Annotated in this window: 22 protein-coding genes; 16 read left to right on the forward strand and 6 right to left on the reverse strand. The window is 65.5% G+C overall.

Annotated features, from left to right (window positions below; genetic code table 11):
* Window positions 1-2 precede the first annotated feature (2 nt).
* From IEI94_RS15900 to IEI94_RS15910, 3 genes are all read left to right on the forward strand, one after another.
* Complete coding sequence (locus IEI94_RS15900; protein WP_318153411.1) at window positions 3-833, forward strand: ABC transporter permease subunit; 831 nt, start codon at window positions 3-5, stop codon at window positions 831-833.
* A gap of 203 nt (window positions 834-1,036) precedes the next feature.
* Entirely contained in the window at window positions 1,037-2,326 is a 1,290-nt protein-coding gene (locus tag IEI94_RS15905) for an NAD(P)/FAD-dependent oxidoreductase (RefSeq protein WP_191168246.1), read from the forward strand.
* A gap of 148 nt (window positions 2,327-2,474) precedes the next feature.
* Entirely contained in the window at window positions 2,475-3,020 is a 546-nt protein-coding gene (locus IEI94_RS15910) for a glycine zipper 2TM domain-containing protein (protein ID WP_191168247.1), read from the forward strand.
* Window positions 3,021-3,102: 82 nt separating this feature from the next.
* On the opposite strand, the gene IEI94_RS15915 is transcribed toward IEI94_RS15910, so the two are convergent.
* Window positions 3,103-4,479 carry a glutamine synthetase family protein gene (locus tag IEI94_RS15915; protein WP_191168248.1) on the reverse strand — a complete coding sequence of 459 codons (1,377 nt, stop codon included), beginning with the start codon at window positions 4,477-4,479 and terminating at the stop codon, window positions 3,103-3,105.
* 259 nt (window positions 4,480-4,738) lie between these two features.
* On the opposite strand from IEI94_RS15915, the gene IEI94_RS15920 reads away from it, so the two are divergent.
* From IEI94_RS15920 to IEI94_RS15940, 5 genes are all read left to right on the forward strand, one after another.
* Window positions 4,739-5,515, forward strand: a complete 777-nt coding sequence (locus IEI94_RS15920) for a gamma-glutamyl-gamma-aminobutyrate hydrolase family protein (RefSeq protein WP_191168249.1) — start codon at window positions 4,739-4,741, stop codon at window positions 5,513-5,515.
* A 20-nt stretch (window positions 5,516-5,535) separates the two neighbouring features.
* Window positions 5,536-6,918 carry an aspartate aminotransferase family protein gene (locus tag IEI94_RS15925; RefSeq protein ID WP_191168250.1) on the forward strand — a complete coding sequence of 461 codons (1,383 nt, stop codon included), beginning with the start codon at window positions 5,536-5,538 and terminating at the stop codon, window positions 6,916-6,918.
* Window positions 6,915-8,411 carry an aldehyde dehydrogenase gene (locus IEI94_RS15930; protein WP_191168251.1) on the forward strand — a complete coding sequence of 499 codons (1,497 nt, stop codon included), beginning with the start codon at window positions 6,915-6,917 and terminating at the stop codon, window positions 8,409-8,411. Before IEI94_RS15925 ends, IEI94_RS15930 begins: the two co-directional genes overlap by 4 nt.
* Window positions 8,412-8,506: 95 nt before the next feature.
* Window positions 8,507-9,826: a DNA recombination protein RmuC gene (gene rmuC, locus IEI94_RS15935; protein ID WP_318153412.1), complete on the forward strand. Its 1,320-nt coding sequence runs from the start codon at window positions 8,507-8,509 to the stop codon at window positions 9,824-9,826.
* A gap of 187 nt (window positions 9,827-10,013) precedes the next feature.
* Window positions 10,014-10,181 (forward strand): DUF6435 family protein, encoded by a 168-nt coding sequence (locus IEI94_RS15940; RefSeq protein ID WP_191168252.1) that lies wholly within the window; start codon window positions 10,014-10,016, stop codon window positions 10,179-10,181.
* A gap of 7 nt (window positions 10,182-10,188) precedes the next feature.
* Here the strand turns inward: IEI94_RS15940 and IEI94_RS15945 are convergent, their stop codons facing one another.
* The 4 genes from IEI94_RS15945 to gatC are packed head-to-tail and all read right to left on the reverse strand — an operon-like array spanning window position 10,189 to window position 14,005.
* The gene (locus tag IEI94_RS15945; RefSeq protein WP_191168253.1) at window positions 10,189-10,740 is read right to left on the reverse strand and encodes a cupin domain-containing protein; all 552 of its coding nucleotides are present in this window, start codon (window positions 10,738-10,740) and stop codon (window positions 10,189-10,191) included.
* Between the two features lie 45 nt (window positions 10,741-10,785).
* Complete coding sequence (gene gatB / locus IEI94_RS15950) at window positions 10,786-12,237, reverse strand: Asp-tRNA(Asn)/Glu-tRNA(Gln) amidotransferase subunit GatB (RefSeq protein WP_191169630.1); 1,452 nt, start codon at window positions 12,235-12,237, stop codon at window positions 10,786-10,788.
* The gene (gatA, locus tag IEI94_RS15955) at window positions 12,237-13,697 is read right to left on the reverse strand and encodes an Asp-tRNA(Asn)/Glu-tRNA(Gln) amidotransferase subunit GatA (protein ID WP_191168254.1); all 1,461 of its coding nucleotides are present in this window, start codon (window positions 13,695-13,697) and stop codon (window positions 12,237-12,239) included. Before gatA ends, gatB begins: the two co-directional genes overlap by 1 nt.
* 20 nt (window positions 13,698-13,717) lie before the next feature.
* Entirely contained in the window at window positions 13,718-14,005 is a 288-nt protein-coding gene (gene gatC, locus IEI94_RS15960) for an Asp-tRNA(Asn)/Glu-tRNA(Gln) amidotransferase subunit GatC (RefSeq protein WP_191168255.1), read from the reverse strand.
* Window positions 14,006-14,196: 191 nt separating this feature from the next.
* Here gatC and IEI94_RS15965 point away from each other — a divergent pair, with 191 nt between their 5' ends.
* The 7 genes from IEI94_RS15965 to tldD are packed head-to-tail and all read left to right on the forward strand — an operon-like array spanning window position 14,197 to window position 24,043.
* Complete coding sequence (locus tag IEI94_RS15965; RefSeq protein ID WP_163502762.1) at window positions 14,197-15,234, forward strand: rod shape-determining protein; 1,038 nt, start codon at window positions 14,197-14,199, stop codon at window positions 15,232-15,234.
* Between the two features lie 33 nt (window positions 15,235-15,267).
* On the forward strand, window positions 15,268-16,173 hold the full coding sequence (gene mreC / locus IEI94_RS15970; protein WP_191168256.1) for a rod shape-determining protein MreC: 906 nt from the start codon (window positions 15,268-15,270) through the stop codon (window positions 16,171-16,173).
* Window positions 16,173-16,661 (forward strand): rod shape-determining protein MreD, encoded by a 489-nt coding sequence (gene mreD / locus IEI94_RS15975; RefSeq protein WP_191168257.1) that lies wholly within the window; start codon window positions 16,173-16,175, stop codon window positions 16,659-16,661. The genes mreC and mreD overlap by 1 nt, the downstream gene beginning before the upstream one ends.
* Window positions 16,662-16,686: 25 nt before the next feature.
* Window positions 16,687-17,280, forward strand: a complete 594-nt coding sequence (locus tag IEI94_RS15980; protein ID WP_191168258.1) for a Maf family protein — start codon at window positions 16,687-16,689, stop codon at window positions 17,278-17,280.
* Window positions 17,281-17,312: 32 nt separating this feature from the next.
* Entirely contained in the window at window positions 17,313-18,776 is a 1,464-nt protein-coding gene (gene rng / locus IEI94_RS15985) for a ribonuclease G (protein ID WP_191168259.1), read from the forward strand.
* A 3-nt stretch (window positions 18,777-18,779) separates the two neighbouring features.
* A complete protein-coding gene (locus IEI94_RS15990; RefSeq protein WP_191168260.1) occupies window positions 18,780-22,577 on the forward strand; it encodes a YhdP family protein in 3,798 nt (1,265 codons plus the stop codon).
* Window positions 22,574-24,043 (forward strand): metalloprotease TldD, encoded by a 1,470-nt coding sequence (tldD, locus tag IEI94_RS15995; protein WP_191168261.1) that lies wholly within the window; start codon window positions 22,574-22,576, stop codon window positions 24,041-24,043. The genes IEI94_RS15990 and tldD overlap by 4 nt, the downstream gene beginning before the upstream one ends.
* 144 nt (window positions 24,044-24,187) lie before the next feature.
* Here the strand turns inward: tldD and yjgA are convergent, their stop codons facing one another.
* Window positions 24,188-24,694 (reverse strand): ribosome biogenesis factor YjgA, encoded by a 507-nt coding sequence (gene yjgA, locus IEI94_RS16000; protein WP_191168262.1) that lies wholly within the window; start codon window positions 24,692-24,694, stop codon window positions 24,188-24,190.
* A gap of 66 nt (window positions 24,695-24,760) precedes the next feature.
* Here yjgA and pmbA point away from each other — a divergent pair, with 66 nt between their 5' ends.
* Window positions 24,761-26,101, forward strand: coding sequence for a metalloprotease PmbA (pmbA, locus tag IEI94_RS16005; RefSeq protein WP_191168263.1), 1,341 nt, complete (start codon window positions 24,761-24,763; stop codon window positions 26,099-26,101).
* Window positions 26,102-26,112: the final 11 nt, after the last annotated feature.

Genomic DNA, 26,112 nt, shown 5'->3' on the forward strand with positions numbered 1-26,112 from the left:
CCATGAAGAAACCGTCCTTTACCACGCTGATGCTGATCGCGGGGCTGCTGTTTCTGTATCTGCCGATGGCGATCCTGATGTTCTACTCGTTCAACTCGTCGCGGCTGGTGACGGTGTGGGCAGGATTCTCGGGGCGCTGGTATATCGAACTGTTCCGCGACCGCCAGATCCTTGGCGCGGTGTGGACCAGTCTGCGTATCGCTTTCTTTTCGGCAACCATGGCGGTATGCCTGGGCACCATGGCGGCCTTCGTGATGACGCGCTTCACGCGCTTTCGCGGCAAGACCGCGCTGTCGAGCATGGTGACCGCGCCGCTGGTCATGCCCGAGGTGATCACCGGCCTGTCGCTGCTGCTGCTGTTCGTGCATATGGCGCAGATGATCGGCTGGCCGACGGACCGCGGCATGGTCACCATCTGGATCGCCCATACCACTTTCTGCAGCGCCTATGTAGCGGTGGTGGTAGCGTCGCGGCTGCGTGAGGTGGATCTGTCGATCGAGGAGGCGGCGCTCGACCTCGGCTCGCCGCCGCTCAAGACCTTCTTCCAGATCACCCTGCCGATGATCGCCCCGGCGCTGGCCGCTGGCTGGCTGCTGGCCTTCACCCTGTCGCTGGATGACCTGGTGATCGCCAGTTTCGTCTCCGGCCCCGGCGCCAGCACCTTGCCGATGGTGGTGTTCTCCTCGGTACGCATGGGCGTCTCGCCGAAGATCAACGCCCTGGCCACCCTGATCATCCTGACCGTATCGCTGGCGACCTTCCTGGCCTGGTACTTCATGCGCCGCAGCGAAAACAAGCGGCGCATGGCCATGGCGCAGCAGGATGCTCACTGATGCAGCCAAGCGATAATGGCGCCAAGGCAAATGTGGGAGCGACGTCAGTCGCGATGCAGTGCGAAGCGCTGCCGGTTAAGCCACCCATCGCGGCTAAAGCCGCTCTTACAAGAGCAATGGCGCCAAGGCAAATGTAGGAGCGACTTCAGTCGCGATGCAGCGCGAAGCGCTGCTGGTACCTATTCACCTAGCGGAGATAACGTATGACCCAGACGCCGGCCACCGAGCACGTGGCCTCCTACTATGCAGCCACGGCTACTGCCGGTCCCGCTCGGCCCAGTCTAAGCGGTGAGGTGAGCTGCGATGTATGTGTGGTCGGCGCCGGCTTTACCGGTATCTCCTCGGCGCTGCATCTCGCCGAGCGCGGCTACAAGGTGGTGGTGCTGGAGGCGGCGCGGGTCGGCTTTGGCGCCTCGGGGCGCAATGGCGGCCAGATCGTCAACAGCTACAGCCGCGATATGGACGTCATCGAGGCCAAGTACGGCGAACAGACCGCCCGGGCGCTGGGCGATATGGCCTTCGAGGGCAACCGCATCATCCGCTCGCGTATCGAGCAGTATGCCATCGACTGCGATCTCAAGGACGGCAATCTGTTTGCCGCCTGCAATGCCAAGCAGCTCGAAGGGCTGCGCGAGCACCGGGCGCTGTGGCAGCGCTACGGCAATCGCGAGCTCGAGATGCTCGAGGGTGAAGCGCTCAAGCGCGAGGTGACCAGTGAGCGCTATGTCGGGGCGCTGGTCGACCACTCCGGCGGCCACCTGCATCCACTCAATCTGGTACTTGGCGAGGCGGCGGCGTTCGAGGCGTTGGGCGGCACCATCTTCGAGCAGTCGCCGCTGCTTGAGCTGGTGCATGGCGAACCGGCGCGGCTGCGCACCCCGGGTGGCAGTGTCGTGGCCGAACGCGTCGTGCTGGCCGGCAACGCCTATCTGCAGGGCGTGGTGCCGGAGCTGGAGCGCAAGTCGATGCCCTGTGGCACCCAGATCGTTACCACCGAGCCGCTGGGTGAGCGGGGCAGGGCACTGCTGCCCAACGACATGGCGGTGGAGGACTGCAACTACCTGCTCGACTACTACCGCCTGACCGGCGATGGTCGGCTGCTCTACGGCGGTGGGGTCAGCTATGGCGGCCAGGATCCGGCCAGCATCGAGGCGGTGATCCGGCCCAAGCTGCTCAAGACCTTTCCCGGACTCGCCGACGTCAGGTTCGACCATGCCTGGAGCGGCAACTTCCTGATGACGGTGAATCGCCTGCCGCAGTTCGGCCGGCTCAACGCCAACGTCTACTACGCCCAGGGCTACTCCGGCCACGGTGTGACCTGCAGTCACCTGTCCGGGCGGCTGGTCGCCGAGGTCATCGAAGGTGAGAGCGAGCGCTTCGACGCCTTCGCCGGGTTGCCGCACCTGCCGTTCCCCGGTGGGCGCCTGCTGCGGGTGCCATTGTCGGCGCTGGGGGCGTGGTACTACGCCACCCGTGATCGGCTGGGGCTATGAATATGTCGCCATCGAGCGACAGCGCCTGGGGATTATGGAAGCATTGTTGAACCCCGCCAGAAAGCATGTCGAACGCTGTTCACGAACTATACTCTGTCTATCGCATCGCGCTGGCTAGCGCCACGTCGGATGACACAAGGAGGCAGAAATGAACAAGTCAATCGTGATTGGATCGACCCTGGCGGTGCTGGGCATGGGTGGCCTGGCAGTAGGCGCCTATCAGGTGCAGACCTTCGACCGTGAACCGACCTACGCCGACATCTTGAGCGTTGACGCGGTGACGCGCAGCGTAGAGACGCCCCGCGAGGTCTGCGAAGACGTGGTCGTCCACCAGCAGGCGCCTAGCCGCGATCCCAACCGTCTGCTCGGCACCGCCGCCGGGGCAGTTGTTGGTGGCGTGCTGGGTAATCAGGTCGGCGGCGGCAGCGGCAAGAAGCTCGCCACCGTGGCGGGGGCCGTGGGCGGCGGTCTGGCCGGCCGTGAAGTGCAGGGCCGGGTCGAGGCCAATCAGGGGCAGGCCACTACCCAGCGGCAGTGCAACACCGTGGTCGACACTCGTGATGAGCATGAGGGCTACGACGTCGAGTACCGCTTCGAAGACCGCGTCTACAGCGTGCGCCTCGATGAGGCTCCCCAGGGCAATCAGGTGCTGATGCAGGATGGTGTGCCGCAGTGGAGCGTCCGCGAAGGCTAAACCAGCCTCGCTGCAACGTATAACCGCCCGCACCGATTGGTGCGGGCGGTGCCGTTTGTGGCAGCCAGTTTTTCGGACGCGCCTAGACCTGGCGCAGGTACCAGTCATACTCAAGCTGGCTGACCGCCTGCATGGCCTGGTCGCGTTCGGCCTGACGGTTGGCCAGGTAGACGTGGAGGAACTGCTCGCCGAGCGCTTCGGCCAGCACCCGGTCTTCCGCCAGCAGTGCCAGCGCCTGCTGCCAGCTGTTGGTCAGGCTCGGCTCGCACTGGTCGTAGGCGTTGCCCTCGATCGCCGGCGGCGGGGTCAGCTGATGGCGCAGGCCGTGGTCTATAGAGGCCAATAGGGTGGCCAGCAGCAGGTAGGGGTTGACGTCGGCGCCGGCCACGCGGTGCTCGATGCGCTTCGCGGCCTTGGGGCCGGAGGGGATGCGCACCGCCACCGAGCGGTTGTCGTAGCCCCAGGTCGGCGCCATGGGCACATAGAGCCCGGGTTGGAAGCGTCGAAAGGAGTTGATGTTGGGGGCGAAGATCGCCATCGATGCCGGCAACAGGGCCAGCAGCCCGGCGATGGCATGGCGCAGCGCCGGGGTGCCCAGTGGATCGTTATCCTCGGCAGCGAAGACGTTGCGGCCATGGGCGTCGAGCAGGCTGATATGCACATGAGTGCCGTTGCCGGCCTCGTCGCCGTAGGGCTTGGCCATGAAGGTGGCTTCGAAGCCGTGCTGGATCGCCACTCCCTTGATCAGGCGCTTGAGCAGCACCGAGCTGTCGCAGGCCTTGAGCACGTCGTCACAATGGCTCAGGTTGATCTCGAACTGCCCGGGAGCGCACTCCTTGAGGGCGGTATCCAGCGGCAGCTGCTGGGCGGCGGCGGCGGCCTGGATGTCTTCCAGAAAATCCGCATATTCGTCGAGCTCGTTGATCGAGTAGAGCTGGCTCTGGGAGGCGCGCTCACCGGTTGTCGGTGAGCAGGGTGGTTGGGCATAGCCCCGGGCATCGCGGCTGCGATCGACCAGGTAGAACTCCAGCTCCACGGCCACCACCGGGGTCAGGTCGGCGTCGGTGAAGCGGCGTAGCACGCGTTGCAGCACCTGACGCGGGTCGGCGAAGAAACCGCTCTCGTCGGCCTCGAACATGGTCATCAGCAGTTGCCCCTGGCGCCCCTTGCGCAACCAGGGGCAGGGCGCAAGGGTGCCGGCGACCGGGCGGCAGATGCGATCGCCATCGCCGGTGGAGAGCCCCAGGCCGGTTTCCTCGATGGTATTGCCGTTGATATCGAGGGCAAACAGCGATGCGGGCAGATTGATGCCGGCGCTGTACGCCTTGATCAGGTTGTCGCGGGGGATGCGTTTGCCGCGCATCACGCCGTTGAGGTCGCTGATCAACAGGTCGATGCTGTCGATATCGGGATGGCGCTCGAGGAAGGCCTCGGCCTCAGCAGACGCGGTCACCGACATGGGGAGTACCTTATCGTTGGAAGCATGGCGTCATCTTTTCCGACTGGTGTGGGTGTTGTCAAATTATTTACGGTGGTGCGTGTCGCCTGAGCTTTGCCGCGAATCGCATAATGTCGCACTATTGGGCGGTATGTGCCGTGCTTATGATGGTCTTGGCGCAACTCTCGGGAGGGTTGGCAGCAGGCTGTATGGCATGTAATGTTGAACAAAGCATAACAGTCTTACTCTCTGTTGAATCGTCACGAGCAAGGAGTCATCGATGTCCAGTCGACCGCTGGTCGGGGTCATTGCCTGTCGCCGCGAGGTGGAGGGACACCCGGCGCACATGGTGACCGATAAATACCTGCAGGCGCTGCGCGACTATGGGCTTGCCCCGCTGGTGCTGCCGGTGTGGGAGGATGGCAGCGGCCTGGAGGCGAGCCTGCTGGCAGAGCTCGACGGCCTGCTGTTGACCGGCAGCTATACCAATGTATCGCCGGCGCGCTACGGCGCCGAACGCGCGCCGCAGAATACCCGCGACGACCTGCATCGCGATGCCGCGGCCCTGGCCTGGATTCCCGCAGCGCTGGACCTTGGCATGCCACTGTTCGGCATCTGCCGCGGCTTCCAGGAGATCAATGTCGCCTTCGGCGGTACCCTGCACCAGGCGCTTCAGGAAGTACCGGGACTGCTCGATCACCGCGAACCGCAGGGCGACAAGGCGGCGCAGTACGCCCCCAGCCACGACCTGACGATCCTGCCCGGCGGCACCCTGGCGGCGCTGCAGGCGGCGCCAGTCAGTCGTGTCAATTCGCTGCATCAGCAGGGTGTGGCCGAGCTGGGTCCGGGGCTGCGCGCCGAGGCGCTGGCACCCGATGGCGTGGTCGAAGCGCTCTCGGTGGAGGGGGCGCGGCGCTTTGCCCTGGCGGTGCAGTGGCACCCCGAGTGGCAGCCCGCCCAGCATCCACTTTATGACACCCTGTTCCACGGCTTCGCCGCGGCTTGCCGCGAGCGTAGCGCAGAGCGACGGGGCCTCGCCACGCTGATCGACGCCTGACACGCTGAGGAAATAGCACCATGACCCATGATATTCAGGCGCTCGACCGCGCCCACTACCTGCACCCCTTCAGCGACTTCAAGGCGCTTGGCGAGGAGGGTTGTCGGGTTATCGTCAGCGCCGAGGGCGTCTATATCATCGACGATCAGGGCAATCGCATCCTCGATGGCATGGCCGGGCTTTGGTGTGTCAACCTCGGCTATGGCCGAGACGAACTGGTGGCCGCTGCCACTCAGCAGATGCATGCGCTGCCCTACTACAACAGCTTCTTCAAGACCACTCATCCACCGGCGGTGAAGCTGGCGGAGATGCTCTGCCGCCTGGCGCCGGCACATATCAACCGGGTCTTTTTCACCGGCTCGGGCTCGGAGGCCAACGACACCGTGCTGCGCATGGTGCGGCGCTACTGGGCGATCAAGGGCCGGCCCGAGAAGCAGGTGATCATCGCCCGCGAGAATGCCTATCACGGCTCGACCGTGGCCGGCATGAGCCTCGGCGGCATGGCGCCGATGCATGCCCAAGGCGGGCCGCTGGTGCCGGGCATCTGTCATATTCGTCAGCCCTACTGGTTCGACGAATCGCACGGTCAGGATCCCGAGACCTTCGGTCGCGACTGCGCGGCGGCCCTGGAGGAGCAGATACTGGCCCTCGGTGAAGACAAGGTGGCGGCCTTTATCGCCGAGCCGGTACAGGGCGCCGGTGGTGCGATCATTCCTCCCGACAGTTACTGGCCGGCGGTCAAGGCGGTGCTGGAGAAGTACGATATCCTGCTGGTGGTCGACGAGGTGATCTGCGGCTTCGGGCGCCTGGGCGAGTGGTTCGGTAGCGTCCACTACGGCCTCGAGCCGGACCTGATGCCGATCGCGAAGGGGTTGTCGTCGGGCTATCTGCCCATCGGTGGGGTACTGGTTGGCGACCGGGTCGCCGAGACGCTGATCGAGGAGGGCGGCGAGTTCTTTCACGGCTTCACCTACTCCGGGCATCCCACCTGCGCCGCGGTGGCGCTCAAGAACCTCGAGCTGATGGAGACCGAGGGGGTGGTCGAGCGGGTGCGCAGCGACCTCGGTCCCTACCTGGCTCAGCGCTGGGCCGAACTCGCCGCGCACCCGCTGGTCGGCGAGGCGCGCTCGCTGGGGTTGATCGGTGCCCTGGAGCTGATCGACCCGGCCACCGGCCAGCGCTTCGACAAGTCCCTCGGTGCGGGCAATCTGTGCCGCGACATCTGCTTTGCCAGTGGCCTGGTAATGCGCTCGGTGGGCGATACCATGATCATTTCGCCGCCGCTGGTGATTCGTCACCATGAGATCGACGAATTGGTGACCAAGGCGCGCGCCGCCCTCGACGAGACCGCGCGACGCCTGGCCGATACCCCGACATCCCCGTTACAGGAGTCCCTGGCATGAGCACTCATCCCTCTACCCTGGCCGAGTGGCAGGCGCTGGCCGCCTCGCTGACCTTCGAGACCCGCGCCTATATCGATGATGCGTTCGTCGACGCGGTGAGCGGCGAGACCTTCACCAGCGTCAACCCGGCCACCGGCGAGACCCTGGCCGAGGTGGCCAGCTGCGATGCCGCCGACGCCGAGCGGGCCGTGGAGCATGCCCGCGCTGCCTTCGAGCGCGGTGAGTGGTCGCGCCTGGCGCCGGTCAAGCGCAAGGCGGTGCTGCTCAAGCTCGCCGACCTGATGGCAGCTCACAAGCACGAGCTGGCGCTGCTGGATACCCTCGATATGGGCAAGCCGGTGAACAGTTCGCTGGGCGATCTGGCCGGCGCCATCGGCTGCTTGCGTCATCAGGCCGAGTCCATCGACAAGCTCTACGGCGAGGTGGCGCCTACGGGCGACGACAGCCTGGGGCTGGTACTGCGCGAGCCGCTCGGCGTGGTGGCATCGATCGTGCCGTGGAACTTCCCGCTGATGATGACCGCCTGGAAGATCGCCCCGGCGCTGGCCGCCGGCAACAGCGTGATCCTCAAGCCCTCGGAGAAGTCGCCGCTATCGGCGCTGCGCCTGGCCCAGTTGGCCCGGGAGGCTGGGCTGCCGCGGGGTGTATTCCAGGTGCTGCCGGGCTTCGGGCATACCGTGGGCAAGGCGCTGGCGCTCTCCATGGACGTCGACTGCCTGGCCTTTACCGGCTCGACCCAGGTCGGCAAGCAGCTGATGCAGTACGCCGGCCAGTCCAACCTCAAGCGGGTCTATCTCGAGTGCGGCGGCAAGAGTCCCAATCTGGTGTTCGCCGACTGCAAGCATCTCGATGCGGTGGCCAAGCACGCCGCCGCGGCAATCTTCCATAACCAGGGCGAGGTGTGCATCGCCGGCTCGCGGCTGCTGGTGGAGAATTCGATACGCGAGGCGTTCGTCGACAAGGTGCTGGCGGCCGCCGAGCGGATGCAGCCGGGTGATCCGCTGGATCCGTCCAGCTTTATGGGCGCCATCGTCGATGAGACCCAGCATCGCCGCATCCTCGACTATATCCGCCAGGGCGTGGAAGAGGGGGCTCAGCTGCGCAGCGGCGGCCAGGCGCTGGAGCGTCCCGGCTACTTCATCACGCCCACGGTGTTCGACGGCGTCACCCCAGCCATGACCATCGGCCGCGAGGAGATCTTCGGGCCGGTGTTGGCGGTGTTCGGCTTCGACAGCGAAGAGCAGGCCATCGCCATGGCCAACGACAGCGACTATGGCCTCGCCGCCGGGCTGTGGAGCCAGGATATCGACCGCATCATGCGCGTGACCCGGCGCCTGCAGTCCGGCCAGGTGTTCGTCAATAACTGGGCCGGCGGTGACCAGACCATGCCCTTCGGTGGGGTCAAGCAGTCGGGGAACGGCCGCGACAAGTCGCACCACTCGCTGGCCGAGTACTCGACGCTGAAGAGCGTATGGATATCGCTAGAGGGCTGATGATTTAACCAGTCCAGGACTCTGCCGCATGCTACCATTAGCTCGGCCCCTGACGGGGCCGAGAGCGTTTGGTTTCCTGCTGGCGGAGTCGTGTCGTGACCCTTACCCCCGAACAGATGGCGGCGCTGGCTGCCGTAATGGCGTTTATCGTCGCCTACGCGTTGGCCGCAGCCCTGGGCGCGCGGCGTCGCGATGCCGAGCGCCGGGAGGCGACGGCGCAGCGCCAGCGCCTCGAGGCGCGGCTGGAGGAGCGTGAGGCGCAGCTGCAGGAGGTGGCGCTGGAGCGCACCCGCCTGGCCACCACCCTCGATCAGCAGCGCGGCCACTTCGAGCAGCAGCTCGCGCTATTGCGCGATAGCCGCGAGCAGCTCAAGCAGGAGTTCGAGAACCTCGCCAACGAGATTCTCGAGCGCAAGGGGCGCAGCTTCTCGGAGCTCTCGCAGCGCAATATCCACGGCCTGCTGCAGCCGCTGCAGGCGGAGATGAAGGGCTTTCGCGACAAGGTCGAGGCGATCCACCGCTTCGATACCGAGCAGCGCGCCAGCCTGCGCACCGAGCTGCAGCATCTGCAGACCCTCAACCGCGAGATCACCGACCAGGCCAGCCGCCTCACCGAGGCGCTGCAGGGGCAGAAGAAGCTGCAGGGCAACTGGGGCGAGCTGATGCTCGAGAACGTGCTGGAGGGCGCCGGGCTGCGGCCAGGCAAGGACTACCAGCGTGAGGTGAGCTTTACCACCGAGGCGGGGCGGCGGCGCCCCGACGCGCTGGTCTACCTGCCCCAGGGCAAGCACCTGGTGATCGACGCCAAGACCTCGCTGTCGGCCTATGTGCGCTACGTCAATGCCGACGACGAGGCCACCCGCCTCGAGGCGCTGGCGGCCCATGCCCGAGCGGTGGGCGAGCGTATCAACGAGCTCGCCGATAAGCACTATTACGACCTGCCGGGGCTCAACTCGCCGGACGTGGTGGTGATGTTCATCCCGGTGGAGTCGGCCTACGTCGAGGCGCTCAAGCATGACGAATCGCTGTTTCAGCGCGCCCTGGAGCGCAACGTGCTGGTGGCGACGCCCACCACCCTGCTGACCAGCCTCAATATCGTGCGCCAGCTGTGGCGCTTCGAGGATCAGAGCCGGCATAGCGCCGAGTTGGCCAGTCGCGCCGAGAAGTTTCACGCCAAGCTGCGCACCTTTCTTACCAGCATGGAGGAGGTCGGCGGCAAGCTCGACGGCGCGCGGGAGAGCTACGACAACGCCATCGGTCAGCTGGTCAACGGCCGCGGCAACCTGATCAAGCAGGCCGACGAGTTTCGTGAGCTGGGCGTGGCGGTCAAGCGCGAGCTACCCGAGGCGCTGGTGGAGCGGGCGCGGCTGGAGCTGGATCCGGGGCAGGGCCGCCACGATGCCGATAGCAGCTAGGCAGGTGCTATCTCAAGCGAGGAACGCTGGCGGCAGGTCGAAGAGGAGGTTCTGCGCCAGATCAGTTCCGAGCAACGCCGCTACTGCGGAGAGATGCTGTATCTGGGGGTGTTATGTACAATATTGGTATCGCTTTTGTATAGCTATTGGCGTAGGCTAAATGTCCATTCAGCACTGGAGAGACGCCATGGGACTGTTTAGCCGCGATCCGAGCAAGAAGCTGCAGAAGGAGTACGAGCGCAAGCTGGAGCAGGCGATGCTGGCGGCGCGCAACGGCGATATGCGCGCCAACGCCAGCCTCACTGAAGAGGCTGAAGCGCTGCGCGAAAAGATCGAGGCACTTAAGCAGAGCTGAGAGGTGTTTAGAACGTCTTGGCGGGGGTGCAGCAGCTGACCAGTTTGCAGGCCACGTCGCCGGGATTGCGGAAGCGGTGGGGCACGTTGGTGTCGAAGTAGTAGGCCTCGCCGGCGCTCAGCACGCGGCTCTCGCCGCCGATGGTGATCTCGATCTCGCCCTCCAGTACCACCCCCGCTTCCTCGCCCTGATGGGCGATCATCTCACGACCGGTATCGCTGCCGGCGGGGTAGGTCTCGATCATGAAGGATAGCGCGCGGCTGGCGCGGTTGGCACCCACCAGCTTGAAGATCACGTCGCCGCTGCCCATATCGGTCAGCTCGTCGGCGGAATAGAACACCTGATCGCGGTTTTCCAGGTCCATGGTGAAGAAGTCGCCAACGCTGATCGGGATAGCGTCGAGAATCTTCTTCAGCGAGCTTACCGACGGGCTGACCTTGCTCTGTTCGATCAGCGACAGGCTCGAATGGGTTACCCCACAGCGCTTGGCGAGCTCGCGCTGGGATATGCCGCGCAGGGTACGCAGTGCGCGCAGGCGCCCTCCAACATCGTCTGACATGGCCATCTCCTGATAAGCGGCCGGCCTGACGCCGGCCGCGGGGGATCACGCCTGATCCAGTTTTTCTTTTAACAGCGCGTTGACCTGCTGGGGGTTGGCGGTACCCCGCGAGGCCTTCATCACCTGGCCGACAAAGTAGCCAATCATCTTGCCGCGCTTGTCCGGCTCGGCGTCGCGATACTGGGCGACCTGCACCGGACTGTCGCTGATGACCTGGTCGATCATCGCCTCGATGGCGCCGCTGTCGGTGACCTGCTTGAGGCCGCGGGCCTCGATAACGGCGTCGGCGCTCTCGCCTTCGCCGTTCCACAGCGCCTGGAAGACCTGCTTGGCGGCCTTGCCGTTGATGGTGTCGTCGAGCACCCGCGCGACCAGCTCGCCGAGCTGAGCGGCTGACACCGGGCTCTGCTCGATGCCCAGGTTCTCGCGGTTGAGGGCGCCGGAGAGCTCGCCCTGAACCCAGTTGGCGGCCTGCTTGGCATCGCCGCAGGCGTCCTTGACTGCCTCGAAATACTCGGCCATGGCGCGGCTAGAAGCGAGCACGTTGGCGTCGTAGGGGGAAAGGCCCAGCTCGCCCTCGAAACGCGCACGCTTCTCGGCGGGCAGTTCCGGCAGGGTGCTTCTGAGGTGATCGACATAGGCGCGGTCGAGGACCACCGGCAGCAGGTCGGGGCAGGGGAAGTAGCGGTAGTCGTTGGCTTCCTCCTTGGTACGCATGCTGCGGGTCTCATCGGCCTCGGGGTCGTAGAGGCGGGTCTCCTGGACCACCGTGCCGCCATCCTCGATCAGTTCGATCTGACGCTCGACCTCAAAGGCGATGGCGCGCTCGACGAAGCGGAACGAGTTGACGTTCTTGACCTCGGCGCGGGTACCTAGCGTGTCCTGGCCCTTGGGGCGCACCGAGACGTTGACGTCGCAGCGCATCGAGCCCTCGGCCATGTTGCCGTCGGAGATGCCGAGGTAGGTGACGATGGCATGAATCGCCTTGAGGTAGGCGGCGGCCTCCTTGGCGTTGCGCATGTCGGGTTCGGAGACGATTTCCAGCAGCGGTGTGCCGGCACGGTTGAGGTCGATGCCGGTCATGCCGTGGAAGTCCTCGTGGAGCGACTTGCCGGCGTCCTCCTCGAGGTGGGCGTGGTGCACGCGAATGCGCTTGGTGGCGCCGTCTTCGAGGCTGATCTCGACCTCCCCGGCGCCGACGATGGGGTGGTACATCTGGCTGGTCTGGTAGCCCTTGGGCAGGTCCGGGTAGAAGTAGTTCTTGCGGTCGAAGACCGATACTTCGGGGATCTCGGCGTTGATGCCGAGGCCGAACTTGACCGCCATGGCCACTGCGGCCTCGTTGAGCACCGGCAGTACGCCGGGTAGGCCCAGGTCGACGGCACACGCCTGGCTGTTGGGCTCGGCGCCGAAGGCGGTGGAGGCACCGGAGAAGATCTTCGATTTGGTGGCGAGCTGGACGTGGACTTCCAGCCCGATCACGGTTTCCCATTGCATCATGCACTCTCCTCGGCAAGGGCGGGACGGCGCTGGTGCCAGTCGGTGGCCTGCTGAAACTGGTGGGCGACGTTGAGCAGCTGCGACTCGGCGAAATGCGGACCGAGGATCTGCAAGCCGATCGGCCGCTGCCCGGCGAAGCCGGCGGGGATGCTGATGCCGGGAATGCCTGCCAGGTTGATGGCGATGGTGTAGATATCCTGCAGGTACATCGACACCGGGTCCTTGTTGGCGCCGAGATCGAAGGCTGGAGTCGGCGAGGCCGGGCCCATCAGCACGTCGACCTCCTCGAAGGCGTCGAGGAAGTCCTGACGAATCAGCCGGCGCACCTGCTGTGCCTTGGTGTAGTAGGCGTCGAAGAAGCCCTCCGAGAGGGTGTGGGTGCCGATCAGGATGCGCCGCTTGACCTCCTCGCCGAAGCCTTCGTCCCGGGAGCGCTTGTAGAGATCGATCAGGTCGCTGGGGGCGTCGCAGCGGTGGCCGAAGCGCACACCGTCGTAGCGTGACAGGTTCGAGGAGGCCTCGGCCGGGGCGATCACGTAGTAGGCCGGAATCGCGTAGTGGGTGTGCGGCAGGCTGACCTCGTGGACGCTGGCGCCCAGCGATTCATAGACCCTGATCGCCTCGCGCACCGCCTGTTCGACCTCGGGGGTCAGGCCGTCGCCGAAATACTCCTTGGGCAGGCCGATCTTGAGGCCCGACAGCGATTCACCGAGTTCTGCCATGTAGTCGGGCACGCCGCGGGCGACGCTGGTCGAGTCGCGCAGGTCGTGGCCGGCGATGGCGCCGAGCAGCAGCGCGCAGTCCTCGGCGGTGCGCGCCATGGGTCCGGCCTGATCGAGGCTAGAGGCGTAGGCGATAATGCCGTAGCGCGATACCCGGCCGTAGGTCGGCTTGAGCCCGGTGATGCCGCAGAAGGCTGCCGGCTGGCGAATCGAGCCGCCGGTGTCGGTGCCCATCGCCGCCGGCACCAGGCCGGCGGCGACCGCTGCGGCACTGCCGCCGGAGGAGCCGCCGGGCACGGCGTTGAGGTCCCAGGGGTTCTTCACCGGGCCGTAGTAGCTGTTCTCGTTCGACGAGCCCATGGCGAACTCGTCCATATTGGTCTTGCCCAGGCTCAGCGTACCGGCGGCCTTGAGCTTCTCGACCACGCTGGCGTCGTAGGGGGCGATGAAGTTGTCGAGCATCTTCGAGCCGCAGCTGGTCTTGACGCCGTTGGTGCAGTAGATGTCCTTGAGCGCCAGCGGCAGGCCAGTCAGCGGGCCGGCGCCGCCCTTGGCGCGCAGCGCATCGGCGGCGTCGGCAGCGGCCAAGGCCTGCTCGTGGGTGACGGTGATAAAACTGTTGAGGCGGCCGTCGAGGCGGTCAATGCGGCCCAGCAGCGTCTCGGTCAGCTCGCGGCTGGATATGTCGCCGTCGGCGAGCGCCTGGGCGAGCTGTGTCAAAGTCATGTCATGCATGGCAGGATCCTGAAGCGGGTTCATTCGACGACGCGGGGCACCAGGTACAGACCGTCTTCGACGGCCGGGGCAACGCGCTGAAAGTGATCGCGCTGGTCGCCTTCGGTGACTTCGTCGGCGCGCAGGCGCTGGGTGGTGTCGAGGGGGTGGGCAAGCGGTGCCACACCGTCGGTATCGACTTCCTGCAGCTGGTCGACCATGGCCAGAATACGGCCGAGGTCGTCTACGTAGCCGGCAGCATCGGCGTCGTTCATGGCCAGCCGCGCCAAGTGAGCCGCGCGCTGTACGTCGGAGGGTTCAAGCGCCATGGTAAAAACGTCCCCTGAGCATGATATCGATGGGGCGTCGGACGTCGGCGGCCGACATCCGCGCTGAAATAGCCGCAAACCGTACCACATCTTGGCTTCGCTGGCAGGCACTTCAGCTTGCTGCATATCGGCCGTGGTGATACCGTTTGCATCCGCACAGGGTTCCGGTCTGCACTAGGTGAAAGACTTTCATGTTTAAACGTTTACGGGGGCTGTTCTCAAGCGATCTGTCGATCGACCTGGGGACCGCCAACACACTGATCTACGTTCGCGGTCGGGGCATCGTGCTCGACGAACCATCCGTCGTGGCGATTCGCCAGTCCGGTAGCATGCGCAGCGTCGCCGCCGTTGGCGTCGATGCCAAGCGCATGCTGGGCCGCACGCCGGGCAATATCACCGCTATCCGTCCGATGAAGGATGGGGTGATTGCCGACTTCACCGTCACCGAGCAGATGTTGCAGCACTTCATCCGCAAGGTGCATCAGAGCACCTTCCTGACGCCGAGCCCCCGGGTACTGGTGTGCGTGCCGTGCATGTCGACCCAGGTCGAGCGCCGCGCCATCAAGGAGTCGGCGGAGGGTGCCGGAGCCCGCGAGGTGTTCCTGATCGAGGAGCCCATGGCGGCGGCGATCGGCGCAGGCTTGCCGGTGGAGGAAGCGCAGGGCTCGATGGTCGTCGACATCGGTGGTGGTACCACCGAGATCGCCATCATCTCCCTCAACGGCGTGGTCTACTCGGAGTCGATCCGCGTCGGCGGCGACCGCTTCGATGAAGCCATCACCGCCTATGTCCGTCGCCACTATGGCAGCCTGATTGGCGAAGCCACTGCGGAGCGGATCAAGGAGGAGATCGGCTGCGCCTACCCCGGCGGTGAGCTGCGCGAGATCGACGTGCGCGGTCGTAACCTGGCCGAGGGCATTCCACGCAGCTTCACGCTCAACTCTCACGAGATCCTCGACGCGCTGCAGGAGACCCTGGCCTCGATCGTCACGGCAGTGAAGAGCGCCCTCGAGCAGTCACCGCCGGAACTGGCTTCGGATATCGCCGAGCGCGGCCTGGTGCTGACCGGCGGCGGCGCGCTGCTGCGCGATCTCGACAAGCTGATCGCCGAGGAAACTGGCCTGCCGGTGATCGTCGCCGAGGACCCGCTGACCTGCGTGGCGCGCGGCGGCGGCAAGGCCCTGGAGATGATCGACCAGCATACCTTCGAGCTGCTCTCGAGCGACTAACGCCCGGCCACTGCTGGGCTGCCTTCGGGGGGATTGCTTATCAAACCGCTGTTCTCGCACGGGCCGGTGCCAGGCTATCGTATGCTGCTGTGTGCGATAGTGGCGTTCGCGCTGATGTTCGCGGAACACCGTTTCTCGCGCATGGAAGACCTGCGTGCCCAGATGACCACTGTGGTGGCGCCGATCCAGTGGGTGGTGAGCGTGCCCAGTGATGTTCTCACCTGGGGGTCATTGGCGCTATCCGACCAGCGTGCGCTGGTCGAAGAGAATCGCCGCCTGCGCGAACAGCTGCTGACCCTGTCCCACCGGGTGCAGCGCATGGCCAGCCTGACCGCCGAGAACGTGCGCCTGCGCGAGCTGCTCAATGCGGCAGGGCAGACCGACATGCCCTACCTCACCGCCGAACTGCTGTCGCTGGACTCCGACCCCTTTACCCATCAGATGGTGATTGACCGCGGCCGCCGCGACGGCGCCTATGTAGGGCAGCCGGTGATGGATGCGTCGGGGCTGGTGGGCCAGATCACCGCGGTCTCGGCCTACTCGAGTCGGGTGTTGATGCTGGCTGACGCGAATCATGCCATGCCGGTGCAGGTCAATCGCAACGGCCTGCGCTTCATCGTTCAGGGCTCAGGACGCTACGATACCCTCAATGTCATGCACGTGCCGGATACCGCCGATATCCGCGAAGGTGATCTGCTGATCACCTCGGGGCTGGCCGGGCGCTTCCCCGCCGGCTATCCGGTGGCACGGGTCAGCGAGGTGGTCCACGACCCCGGTCAGCCGTTTGCCCGAGTCACCGCCACCCCGGTGGCACAGCTGCAGCGCTCGCGCCACTTCCTGCTGCTGTTTCCGCCGCCGACCGTCGAGCCGGAACCGGGTGATCGGCTATGGGATGAGACCTTCTCGATCATCGAACCGCCCATGGAGTTGATGCAGTAATGGTGTCCATAGGCATTAGCGGTACCCTGCTGATCTGGCTGAGTCTGCTGCTGGCGCTGTGCCTGCAGGTGATGCCGCTGGCCGATGTGTGGCTGATCTGGCGGCCCGACTGGCTGGGACTGATGCTGATCTACTGGTGTGTGGTGATGCCGCAGCGCGTCGGCGTATTGCACGGCTTCGTGCTGGGGCTGCTGCTCGACCTGATCGAAGGCTCGCCGCTGGGGCAGAATGCCTTGACCTTGTCGCTGCTGGCCTTCCTGTGTGCGCTGGTCTATCAGCGCCTGCGCGCCTATTCGCTGCTGCAGCAGGCGCTGCTGGTGTTTATGCTACTGGGCATCGTGCAGCTGATCGAGCAGTGGCTGCGCACCATTGTCGGCCCCTTCTCGATGCATCTGGCGTTTCTGCTGCCCTCGCTGATCGGTGCGCTGCTGTGGCCGTGGCTGTTTACCATGTTTCAGATGCTGCGCCGTCGGCTGGGCATCTTCTGAATCACTCATCTGTGCCGGAGCCTCTATGACTGCCACCCTGCGCCTGGCCTCTGCCTCGCCGCGACGCCGTGAGCTATTGGCGTCGATTGGTGTCGCGGTGGACGTCCACCCGGTCGATATCGACGAGACGCCGCATGCCGATGAAGCAGCGCAGGACTATGTTCAGCGCCTGGCCCGGGCCAAGGCCCTGGCCGGAGCGGAGGGCAGTCAGTTGCCGACCCTTGGCTCGGATACGGCAGTGGTGCTGGATGGGCAGATTTTCGGCAAGCCCCGCGACCGTGCCCATGCCGCCGAGATGCTGACGGCGCTGGCCGGCACCACGCATCAGGTGCTGACGGCCGTGGCGGTCAGCGGCCCCGCCGGCTTGCTCGAGTGCTGTGTCGCCAGCCGCGTGACTCTGCGCGATATTGCCCCGAGCGAGATCGACGCCTACTGGGCTACCGGTGAGCCTGCCGACAAGGCCGGCGGCTACGCCATCCAAGGCCTGGCGGCGGTGTTCGTTGCCGAGATGCAGGGCAGTCACTCGGCGGTGGTGGGACTGCCGCTCTACGAGTCCGCTGCACTGCTTATCTGTCAGGGTGTCCCGCTGTGGTCGGGGGGCGGGGTGGCTGTGCCATAATGCCGACATGATCACTGGATAAGGAAGCCTGCATGAGCGGTGAAGTACTCATCAATCTGACGCCGATGGAAACCCGCGTGGCGGTGGTCGAGAACGGCGTCCTGCAGGAAGCCTTCATCGAGCGCAGCCGGCGACGCGGTATCGTCGGCAATATCTACAAGGGCAAGGTGGTGCGGGTGTTGCCAGGCATGCAGGCCGCCTTCGTCGATATCGGGCTCGACCGAGCCGCTTTCATCCATGCCCATGAGGTGATGCCGGCCAATACCCCCAGCGACGAGCAGGTCTCGATCGGCCATCTGCTTCACGAGGGGCAGGCGCTGGTGGTGCAAGTCACCAAGGATCCGATCGGCTCCAAGGGCGCGCGGCTTACCACCCACCTGTCGGTGCCATCGCGGTTTCTGGTCTATATGCCCGATTCGCCGCATAACGGCGTCTCCCAGCGCATCGAGGACGAGGCCGAGCGTGAGCGGCTGCGCCAGTTGACAGAGCAGTGCCAGAGCGAGCAGGAACTCGAGATCAGCGGCGGCTTCATTATCCGTACCGCCGCCGAGGGGGTTGGCCATGAGGAGCTGTATGCCGATATGCACTTCCTGCTGCGGCTGTGGCGCAAGGTCGGCGAGCGTAAGGTCACGGCATCGGCACCGAGTGTGATCTATGACGACCTGCCACTTTTCATTCGCACCCTGCGTGACGTGATGCGTGACGAGATCGAGAAGGTGCGCATCGACTCCCGGGAGAACTATCTCAAGCTGATCGAGTTCGCCAGCGAGTTCATGCCTGGCACCGAAACCCGCATCGAGTACTACCCTGGGGAGCGGCCGATCTTCGATCTCTACAGCGTCGAGGACGAGATTCAGAAGGCGTTGGGGCGCAAGGTGCAGCTCAAGTCCGGCGGCTATCTGGTCATCGACCCTACCGAGGCGATGACCACAATCGACGTCAATACCGGTGGCTACGTCGGGCATCGCAACCTCGAGGAGACCATCTTCAAGACCAACCTCGAGGCGGCCACTGCTATCGCCCGTCAGCTCAGATTGCGCAATCTGGGTGGCATCATCATCATCGATTTTATTGATATGGAAGATCCCGAGCACCAGCGCCAGGTACTTCGGGTGCTGGAAAAGTCGCTGGAGCGCGACCACGCCAAGACCAAGTGCACCGGGGTCACCGAGCTGGGGCTGGTTCAGCTGACTCGTAAGCGCACCCGCGAAAGTCTTGAACAGACGCTATGCGAACCCTGTCCAACCTGTAGCGGTCGCGGCACGCTGAAAACACCGGAGACGGTGTGCTACGAGATCTTTCGCGAGATCCTGCGTGAGGAGCGCGCCTACAGTCCGGAAACCTACATGGTGCTGGCCTCCCAGGCGGTAGTGGATCGACTGCTCGATGAGGAGTCCACGGCAGTAGCCGACCTCGAGACCTTTATCGACAAGACGATTCGCTTTCAGGTCGAGGCGCACTATTCCCAGGAGCAGTACGATATCGTGCTGATGTAAGCGATGAGCCCACTTCGCCTGACGCTGCGCTGGGTATTGACCTTGACCGCGATCGGCCTGGCGCTGCTGGCGATTCTGGTAGTGGCGCTGCGCCTGGCGCTCGGTCAGGTCGACTTGCTGCGCGACAATCTCGAGACCCTGCTCTCGGCGCGTTTCAACGCCGAGGTCAGCGTGTCTGAATTACGCGCTGGGGTGAATCGACTCGATCCCAGTGCTGAGCTGCGTCATCTGCGTATTGCCACTCGCGACGGCCGCGACCTGCCGCTGCTCGAGGTCGAGCATGCGCGGCTGCGGCTGGCCACGGGAGCCTCCCTGCGCGACTGGGTGCCGGTGGTTGAAGATGCACGTATCCGCGAGGTTACGGTGCACCTCTACCAGACCCCGGAACGCACCTGGCACTGGCCGGAGCCAGCCGAACTCCCGCCTGAGTTCCAACCCGACGCTGCGTTCGACCTCGAGCGTCTCGATTTCTGGGTCGGTGCACTGCTGCGTCAGCGGGTCGAAGCCGAGCAGGTGAGACTGGTGTTGCACGGCCTCGACCGCAAGCTGGTGCTCGAAGCGCCGAGTTTGCTGATGACCGGTGATCAGCGGCGCACCCATATCGAGGGCTGGCTGCACGTCGAGGGCCAGGAGAGCATCGCGCTGGAGGCGGCGCTGGAGGTTCAGCCGGGGCCGCGTGGCCTGGCCGACTTCAGCGCGGCGCTGCAGGCGCGCATGGATGTGGCGAGCCTGGTCGAGCTGGCCGAGGTGCTGAGCCGCAACGACCCGATACGCCTCGATGAAGCCGAGGGCAAGGCCGAGCTATGGGGGCGCTGGCAGGCGGGCGCACTGCAGGATGCCCGGCTCGACCTGGATGTGCCGCACTTTATTCTCAGTAACGAAACGTCGACGTTGGCACTGGACGATATTCGTGCCCGCGGGCAGTGGCTGCGCGATGGTCCCAATGGCTGGCAGGCCTGGTTAAGCCGCGAACCGCTTGCCGATGACGACGCTACCCACGGGCCGGCAATTCCCGAACATTGGCATCTCTTCGGCGAGGGCAGTGACTGGTGGCTCAATACCAGCGGCTTCGAGCTCGATGCGTTGGCGGCGTGGCGCAATCGCGTGCCGCTGCCCGAAGGACTGGTGCGGGTGCTTGACACTCTCGACCCTCAAGGACGCATCAGCGGTTTCGGTGTCGGCCGCCGTAACGGCAGCTGGCAGGCGCGGGGGGCGCTGCACGAGGTAGCGGTATCGCCGTGGCAGAACGCCCCTGGCGGCGGTCCCATCGATGCCTGGGTCGAGGCCGAGGACCTTCATGGCAAGGTCACCTTCGTCGGCGATCTCAATACGACGCTGGAATTTCCGGAGCTGTTCGGCGTGCCGATGCAGCTCGATGCCGCGCGCGGCGTGGTCCACTGGGACTATCGCGGCGAGCGGGTCTATGTCGACGGCCAGGAGCTCGAGGCGCTGTGGCGAGGTGCTCAGGTACAGGGCGGATTCGATCTGGCACTGGGTGGAGATGAGCCCGGCGAGTTGGGACTCGATCTGGCCTTTCGCGATGTCGATGCGGTGGAGACTCCCTTGCGTGACTGGCTGCCGGTGGGCGTATTCGGCGAGGCGCTCAACGACTGGCTCGAACTGGGTGCGGCGGGGCGCGTCACCGCCGGCACCCTGAGTCTTCGCCAGCCGCTGCGCGAGGGCATTGAGCCCGATGACATCGAACTCGAACTGGCGCTGGAGCTGGTCGACGGCTATCTGCCGTTTGTCGAGGAGTGGCCGGCGCTGGACAACGTCAGCGGTCGCCTGGCGATGGATGGCATGCGCCTCGAGGCCTGGGTCGATCACGCCGAGAGCCTCGGCGTGGTGGCCAGCGAAGGTCGCGTCAGCCTCGATGACGGCACCCTGACCGTGCTGGGCGATCTGGCCGGCAGCAGCGATGCCGTGCTCAGTTATCTCGCGGCACTGCCGTTTTTCGACCTCGACAGTAGTGATTTCAGCGGTAGCGGCGCTCTGGCTGGCGATCTGGCGCTGACCTTGCCACTCGACGATCCCGAGGCGCTTCGCCTGGATATCGAGGCCGAGGTCGACGTGCCGGCACTGGTCTACGTGCCGCTGGATATTCGCATGCATAACGTCAACGGTGCGCTGGCCTACCGCCACCGCGACGACCAGGGCGGTGTTGATGGCGTGTTGGGTGCGCGGGTGTTCGGTGGCCCCATGCGCGCCGTCTTCGATACCCGTGATCAGGGCATCGACTTCAGCGGCCGTGCCCTGGCCAGCGGGCTGCTGAGCTGGGGAGGGCTGGATGCCGCGGGGCCGATTCTCGACGGCGTATTTCCCTATACAGCGCGGCTGAGTCTGGCCGAGGGGGCTTCGCGCTTCCGCTTCGACAGCGATCTGAGCGGCCTGGCGATTCGCCTGCCTGCGCCGTTCGGCAAGCCGGCCGAGAGCAGTGCGCCACTGTTCGTCGATGCCGATCTGGAGAGTGGCGTGATCGAGGCTGAGCTGGCCGATCGGCTACGTCTGCGCTGGCGCGAATGGGGCCGAAGTGCTCAGGGACAGGCGTGGTTGGAACAGTGGCCTGCGGCACCTAACTGGCCAGACGGCAGCGGTTGGGAAATTGACTGGCGCACGTCGCGGGTCGACACCCAGGCCTGGGCCGAGGTGCTGGGGGGACTCGGCGTGGACGATCTGGCCCTGGGGGATGGCAGTCCCGATCAGCTGCGAGCGGTGCGAGTGGCGACGCCCTGCCTGGAGGTGGGCCAGCGCTGCTTGGGTTCGGTGTATGCCAGCGCCTACCCGTGGAGCGGTGACGACTGGCGGGTCGATGTCGATGGGAGTCTGCTTGAGGGACGCATCGACTATCGGCCGGCTGGCGGCGGCGAGCTGGATGTTGCCCTGGTGCGCCTGAATCTGGATGCGCTGATGCCCGAGGAGGCGGACACCGAGGGGCTGTTTGACGAAGTCGCTGTGGCGCCTCGCCCGGCGGCCTTTCCCGACTGGATCGGCGAACTGCCAGACGGGCGGCTGCGGGTCGCCAGCCTGCTGCATGAGGGTAAGTCCTTCGGCCCGCTTACCGCGCATTGGCGGGCCAGTCCCGGATCACTGCAGGTGGCACCCCTGGGCCTGACCCTGGGGCGCATCACGGCGCGCGGTGAGATCGACTGGGAAGCCTCTGGTGGCGCCAGCCTGACCCGCTCGCGACTGGCGCTGGATGGCGGGGACCTCGGGTCGGCCCTGGAGCGTCTCGATCAGCCTATCGCGATCAGTAATGCCAGCACTCGGGTGCGCTCACAGCTGGCTTGGCCGGGGGCACCCTGGCAATTTGGCCTCGACCGCTCGCGAGGCAGCCTGGATATCGATCTGCGTGACGGCCGCTTCCGCTACCTCGACTCGCCGTCGGCGCGGCTAGTAGGATTGCTCAATTTCGACAATTTGCTGCGCCGCCTGCGGCTCGACTTCTCCGATGTCACCGGCCAGGGCACGGCCTTCGACAGTGTTATCGGTAGCGCGACCTTGTATGGTGGCATTCTGGAAACCCGTGGTCCGGTGGTGGTCGAAGCGCCGGCAACCCGCTTTACCCTCGATGGCCAGGTCGACCTGGCGCGGCGTGAACTCGATCAGCGCCTAGGGGTCACGGTACCAGTGAGCCAAAATCTCCCGCTGGCGGCGGTAGCTGCCGGCGCCCCGGTGATAGGCGGGGCACTGTTTATCGCACATCGTCTGTTCGGTGGAGCTATCGACCGGGCGACGCAGATTCATTACCGCGTGCAAGGTCCCTGGACCTCGCCGCAGATTTCCCTGGAAGGTGCCGAATGAACCTACACTCCCGTGACCTGACGGCTCAGGATAAGCTCGATGGCGCCGTGGCGACGCTGCTGACCCCTGGTGGGCTGGATCTTGCTGGCCTCGACGCCGGCCTCGGCCATACGCTGGGCGTCGGTATCGACTACGCCGACCTCTATTTCCAACGCAGCTGGCATGAAAGCTGGGTGCTGGAGGATGGTGAGGTCAAGGAGGGCAGCTACAGCATCGATGGTGGCGTCGGCGTACGCGCCATGGCTGGCGAGAAGACCGGCTTTGCCTACTCCAACCAGATCACCGCCGAAGCGCTGGCAGACACCGGCCGTACCGCCTCGGGCATTGCCCGCAGTGGCTCACGCTTGGCGTTGGCCCCGGCGCGGCTCGGCAAGGCCGACGAGCGCTATGTCGGCCTCGACCCGCTGGCGGGGCTTAGCGCCGCGGACAAGATCGCCATGCTCAAGGAGGCTGACCGTATTGCGCGGGCCGAGAACCCTGCGGTAAGCCAGGTCAGCGCTTCGCTGACCGGTCTCTATGAAGTGGTGCTGGTACGCGCCAGCGACGGCACCCTGGCCGCCGACGTGCGCCCGCTGGTGCGCTTCAACGTCAGTGTGATCGCGGTCAAGAACGGCCGCCGCGAGCGCGGTAGCGCCGGCGGCGGCGGACGCTATGCCATGGCGCGGCTGCGTGACGATGAGGCGCCGAGCCGCTTTGCCCGCGAGGCGGTACGCCAGGCGCTGGTCAACCTCGATGCGGTGGAGGCGCCGGCCGGACAGATGCCGGTGGTGCTGGGCGCCGGTTGGCCCGGGATCCTGCTGCACGAAGCCGTGGGGCACGGTCTGGAGGGCGACTTCAACCGCAAGGGCAGCTCCGCCTTCGCCGGGCGCATGGGCCAGCGGGTGGCGTCCAAGGGCGTCACCGTGGTTGATGACGCCACCCTGGCGGATCGCCGCGGCTCGCTGTCGATCGACGACGAGGGCACCCCCGGGGCCTATACGCCGCTGATCGAGGACGGCATTCTGACTGGCTATATGCAGGACAAGCTCAACGCCAGGCTGATGGGCATGGCGCCTACCGGCAATGCGCGCCGTGAGTCCTATGCGCATATGCCGATGCCGCGCATGACCAATACCTACATGCTGGCCGGCCAGGACGATCCTGCCGACATCATCAAGAGCGTCAAACGCGGCCTCTACGCGGTGAGTTTTGGCGGCGGCCAAGTGGATATCACCTCGGGCAAGTTCGTGTTTTCGGCCAGCGAGGCCTACCTGATCGAAGATGGCAAGATCACCGCCCCGGTCAAGGGCGCGACCCTGATCGGCAACGGCCCCGAGGCGATGGGCCAGGTGTCGATGATCGGCCATGACATGGACCTCGACACCGGGGTGGGGGTATGCGGCAAGGAGGGCCAGGGCGTGCCGGTAGGCGTTGGCCAGCCGACGCTCAAGCTCGACGAGCTCACGGTGGGCGGCACGGCGTCGTGAGCAGGGGCCTGCATGCCAGCCACTGCGGTGAACCTGGCATGCTTGTCGCGGCTGAAGCCGCCCCCACGTTGGCCTTGGTGGCACTGTAGGAGCGACTTCAGTCGCGATGCAGCGCGCAGCGCTGCCACGATGAGGGGCAGGGCGCTATAGGCTCGCGGTATCGCGAATCAGCCGGAACAGCTTGCGAGAGCTGGTTGGCGGTTTACCTTGGGAGCGCTCGCGCTGGGCGTTGCGAATCAGCTGGCGCAGTGCCTGGCGGTCGACGTCCGGGAATTCGACGATAAAGGCTTCGACGGCGTCGTCGCCTTGCTCGATCAGCCGCTCGCGCCACTTCTCCAGGCGGTGGAAGGCGTGGTCGCGCTGCAGCGTTTCCTGCTCGAACTGGTCGAAGGCGGCCTGGATCGCCGCCATGTCCTCCCGGCGCATGACCTTGCCGACATACTGCATGTGGCGGCGGCGGCCTTCATGGGAGCGAATGCGCCCGGTCTCCTCGACCGCGGCGAGCATCTCGTCGGAGAGCGGCAGCCGGGCTCGCTCGGCGTCGGAGAGGGCGATGATTTTTTCGCCTAGCGCCTGCAGGGCCTGCATCTCCTGCTTGCGCTGGGTCTTGCTCTGCCAACCGTCTTGGTTGGCGGGGGAATCGAATGACATGCCATTACCATCAGCATTGGGGTGTGCGGCGAGTATACCAGCCAGCCCCAGTCAAGGAGACACGAGATGACACAGGCTTTTGATGCCGTTGCACAGCAGACGTTGCTTGAGGCGCGAGTGACCACGGCACTGGATCAGGCGCGCAAGCTGGGCGCCGATGCCTGCGAGGTGGGCGCCAGCGTCGATCAGGGGATCGGCATCAGTGTGCGCATGGGTGAGGTGGAAAGTGTCGAGCTATCTCGTGACCAGGGTATTGCGGTGACGGTGTTCGTGGGCAATCGCAAGGGCAGCGCCTCATCGTCGGATGCCGGCGAGGCGTCGATCAAGGCCGCGGTGGAGAAGGCCATCGGCATCGCCCGTCATACCGGCGAGGACCCGCATGCCGGCCTGGCGCCGGCCGAACTGATGGCCACCGAGCTGCCCGATCTCGAAGTGCACCACCCCTGGCGGTTGAGCACCGATGAGGCCATCGAACTGGCGTTGGCCTGCGAGTCTGCCGGGCGCGCTGTGGCAGGCATTACCAACTCCGATGGTGCCAGTCTATCCAGCGGCGAGGGGGTGCGGGTGTACGGCAACAGCCACGGCTTTCTCGGCAGTCTGCGCGGCAGCCGCCATTCGCTGTCGTGCATGCTGATCGCCGAGGATGCTGGCGGCATGCAGCGCGACTATGAGTATACCAGCGAGCGCGATCCGGCCCGGTTGGTGGCCGCGGAGACGATCGGCCGTCAGGCCGCCGACAAGACGCTGCGCCGGCTGGGCGCCAAGCGTCCCACCACCGGGCGTTTCCCGGTCCTGTTCGACCCCCAGTTGTCGGCTGGACTGATCGGCCATCTGATGAGTGCCATTGCCGGCGGTGCGCTCTATCGCGATGCCTCCTTCCTCTGCGGGCGGCTCGGTGAGACGCTTTTCCCGGCCTGGTTCACCCTCGTCGAGAGACCGCTGGAGGTCGCCGCATCAGCCAGTGCGCCATTCGACAACGACGGCGTCTATACCCGCGACAACGTGTTTATCGACCAGGGGCGGCTGGCCAGCTATATGCTCTCCGCCTACAGTGCGCGGCGGCTCGGCATGCAGAGTACCGGCAACGCCGGGGGGGCTCGCAATCTGCGGCTCCAGGCGCCGCTCACGCCATACGCCTCGCTCCTCGAGCAGCTGGGTACCGGAGTGCTGGTCACCGAGTTGATGGGGCAGGGTGTCAACGGCGTGACTGGCGACTACTCGCGCGGGGCGGCCGGATTCTGGGTCGAGAACGGCGTCATCCAGTATCCCGTCGAGGAGTTCACCATCGCCGGAAATCTCGAGCAGATGTTCCGCGGCCTGGTGGCGGTGGGCGATGACGTGGATACTCGTGGCAGCGTGCACAGCGGCAGCTGGTTGATCGATGAGATGATGGTGGCGGGCAGTTGAGGCTTGGGCTG

It is taken from the genome of Halomonas sp. ML-15 (assembly GCF_014779595.1).
Classification (GTDB): Bacteria; Pseudomonadota; Gammaproteobacteria; order Pseudomonadales; family Halomonadaceae; genus Franzmannia.

Excerpts from the sequence above, each read along its gene's own strand:
- rng (WP_191168259.1), top strand. The coding sequence starts at position 17,313 with ATGAGCGGTGAAGTACTCATCAATCTGACGCCGATGGAAACCCGCGTG.
- IEI94_RS15930 (WP_191168251.1), top strand. The coding sequence starts at position 6,915 with ATGAGCACTCATCCCTCTACCCTGGCCGAGTGGCAGGCGCTGGCCGCC.
- gatC (WP_191168255.1), bottom strand. The coding sequence starts at position 14,005 with ATGGCGCTTGAACCCTCCGACGTACAGCGCGCGGCTCACTTGGCGCGG.
- IEI94_RS15900 (WP_318153411.1), top strand. The coding sequence starts at position 3 with ATGAAGAAACCGTCCTTTACCACGCTGATGCTGATCGCGGGGCTGCTG.
- IEI94_RS15910 (WP_191168247.1), top strand. The coding sequence starts at position 2,475 with ATGAACAAGTCAATCGTGATTGGATCGACCCTGGCGGTGCTGGGCATG.
- IEI94_RS15940 (WP_191168252.1), top strand. The coding sequence starts at position 10,014 with ATGGGACTGTTTAGCCGCGATCCGAGCAAGAAGCTGCAGAAGGAGTAC.
- IEI94_RS15915 (WP_191168248.1), bottom strand. The coding sequence starts at position 4,479 with ATGTCGGTGACCGCGTCTGCTGAGGCCGAGGCCTTCCTCGAGCGCCAT.
- pmbA (WP_191168263.1), top strand. The coding sequence starts at position 24,761 with ATGACACAGGCTTTTGATGCCGTTGCACAGCAGACGTTGCTTGAGGCG.
- IEI94_RS15905 (WP_191168246.1), top strand. The coding sequence starts at position 1,037 with ATGACCCAGACGCCGGCCACCGAGCACGTGGCCTCCTACTATGCAGCC.
- gatB (WP_191169630.1), bottom strand. The coding sequence starts at position 12,237 with ATGCAATGGGAAACCGTGATCGGGCTGGAAGTCCACGTCCAGCTCGCC.
- IEI94_RS15945 (WP_191168253.1), bottom strand. The coding sequence starts at position 10,740 with ATGTCAGACGATGTTGGAGGGCGCCTGCGCGCACTGCGTACCCTGCGC.
- IEI94_RS15990 (WP_191168260.1), top strand. The coding sequence starts at position 18,780 with ATGAGCCCACTTCGCCTGACGCTGCGCTGGGTATTGACCTTGACCGCG.
- tldD (WP_191168261.1), top strand. The coding sequence starts at position 22,574 with ATGAACCTACACTCCCGTGACCTGACGGCTCAGGATAAGCTCGATGGC.
- yjgA (WP_191168262.1), bottom strand. The coding sequence starts at position 24,694 with ATGTCATTCGATTCCCCCGCCAACCAAGACGGTTGGCAGAGCAAGACC.
- IEI94_RS15965 (WP_163502762.1), top strand. The coding sequence starts at position 14,197 with ATGTTTAAACGTTTACGGGGGCTGTTCTCAAGCGATCTGTCGATCGAC.
- IEI94_RS15920 (WP_191168249.1), top strand. The coding sequence starts at position 4,739 with ATGTCCAGTCGACCGCTGGTCGGGGTCATTGCCTGTCGCCGCGAGGTG.
- mreD (WP_191168257.1), top strand. The coding sequence starts at position 16,173 with ATGGTGTCCATAGGCATTAGCGGTACCCTGCTGATCTGGCTGAGTCTG.
- IEI94_RS15980 (WP_191168258.1), top strand. The coding sequence starts at position 16,687 with ATGACTGCCACCCTGCGCCTGGCCTCTGCCTCGCCGCGACGCCGTGAG.
- gatA (WP_191168254.1), bottom strand. The coding sequence starts at position 13,697 with ATGCATGACATGACTTTGACACAGCTCGCCCAGGCGCTCGCCGACGGC.
- IEI94_RS15925 (WP_191168250.1), top strand. The coding sequence starts at position 5,536 with ATGACCCATGATATTCAGGCGCTCGACCGCGCCCACTACCTGCACCCC.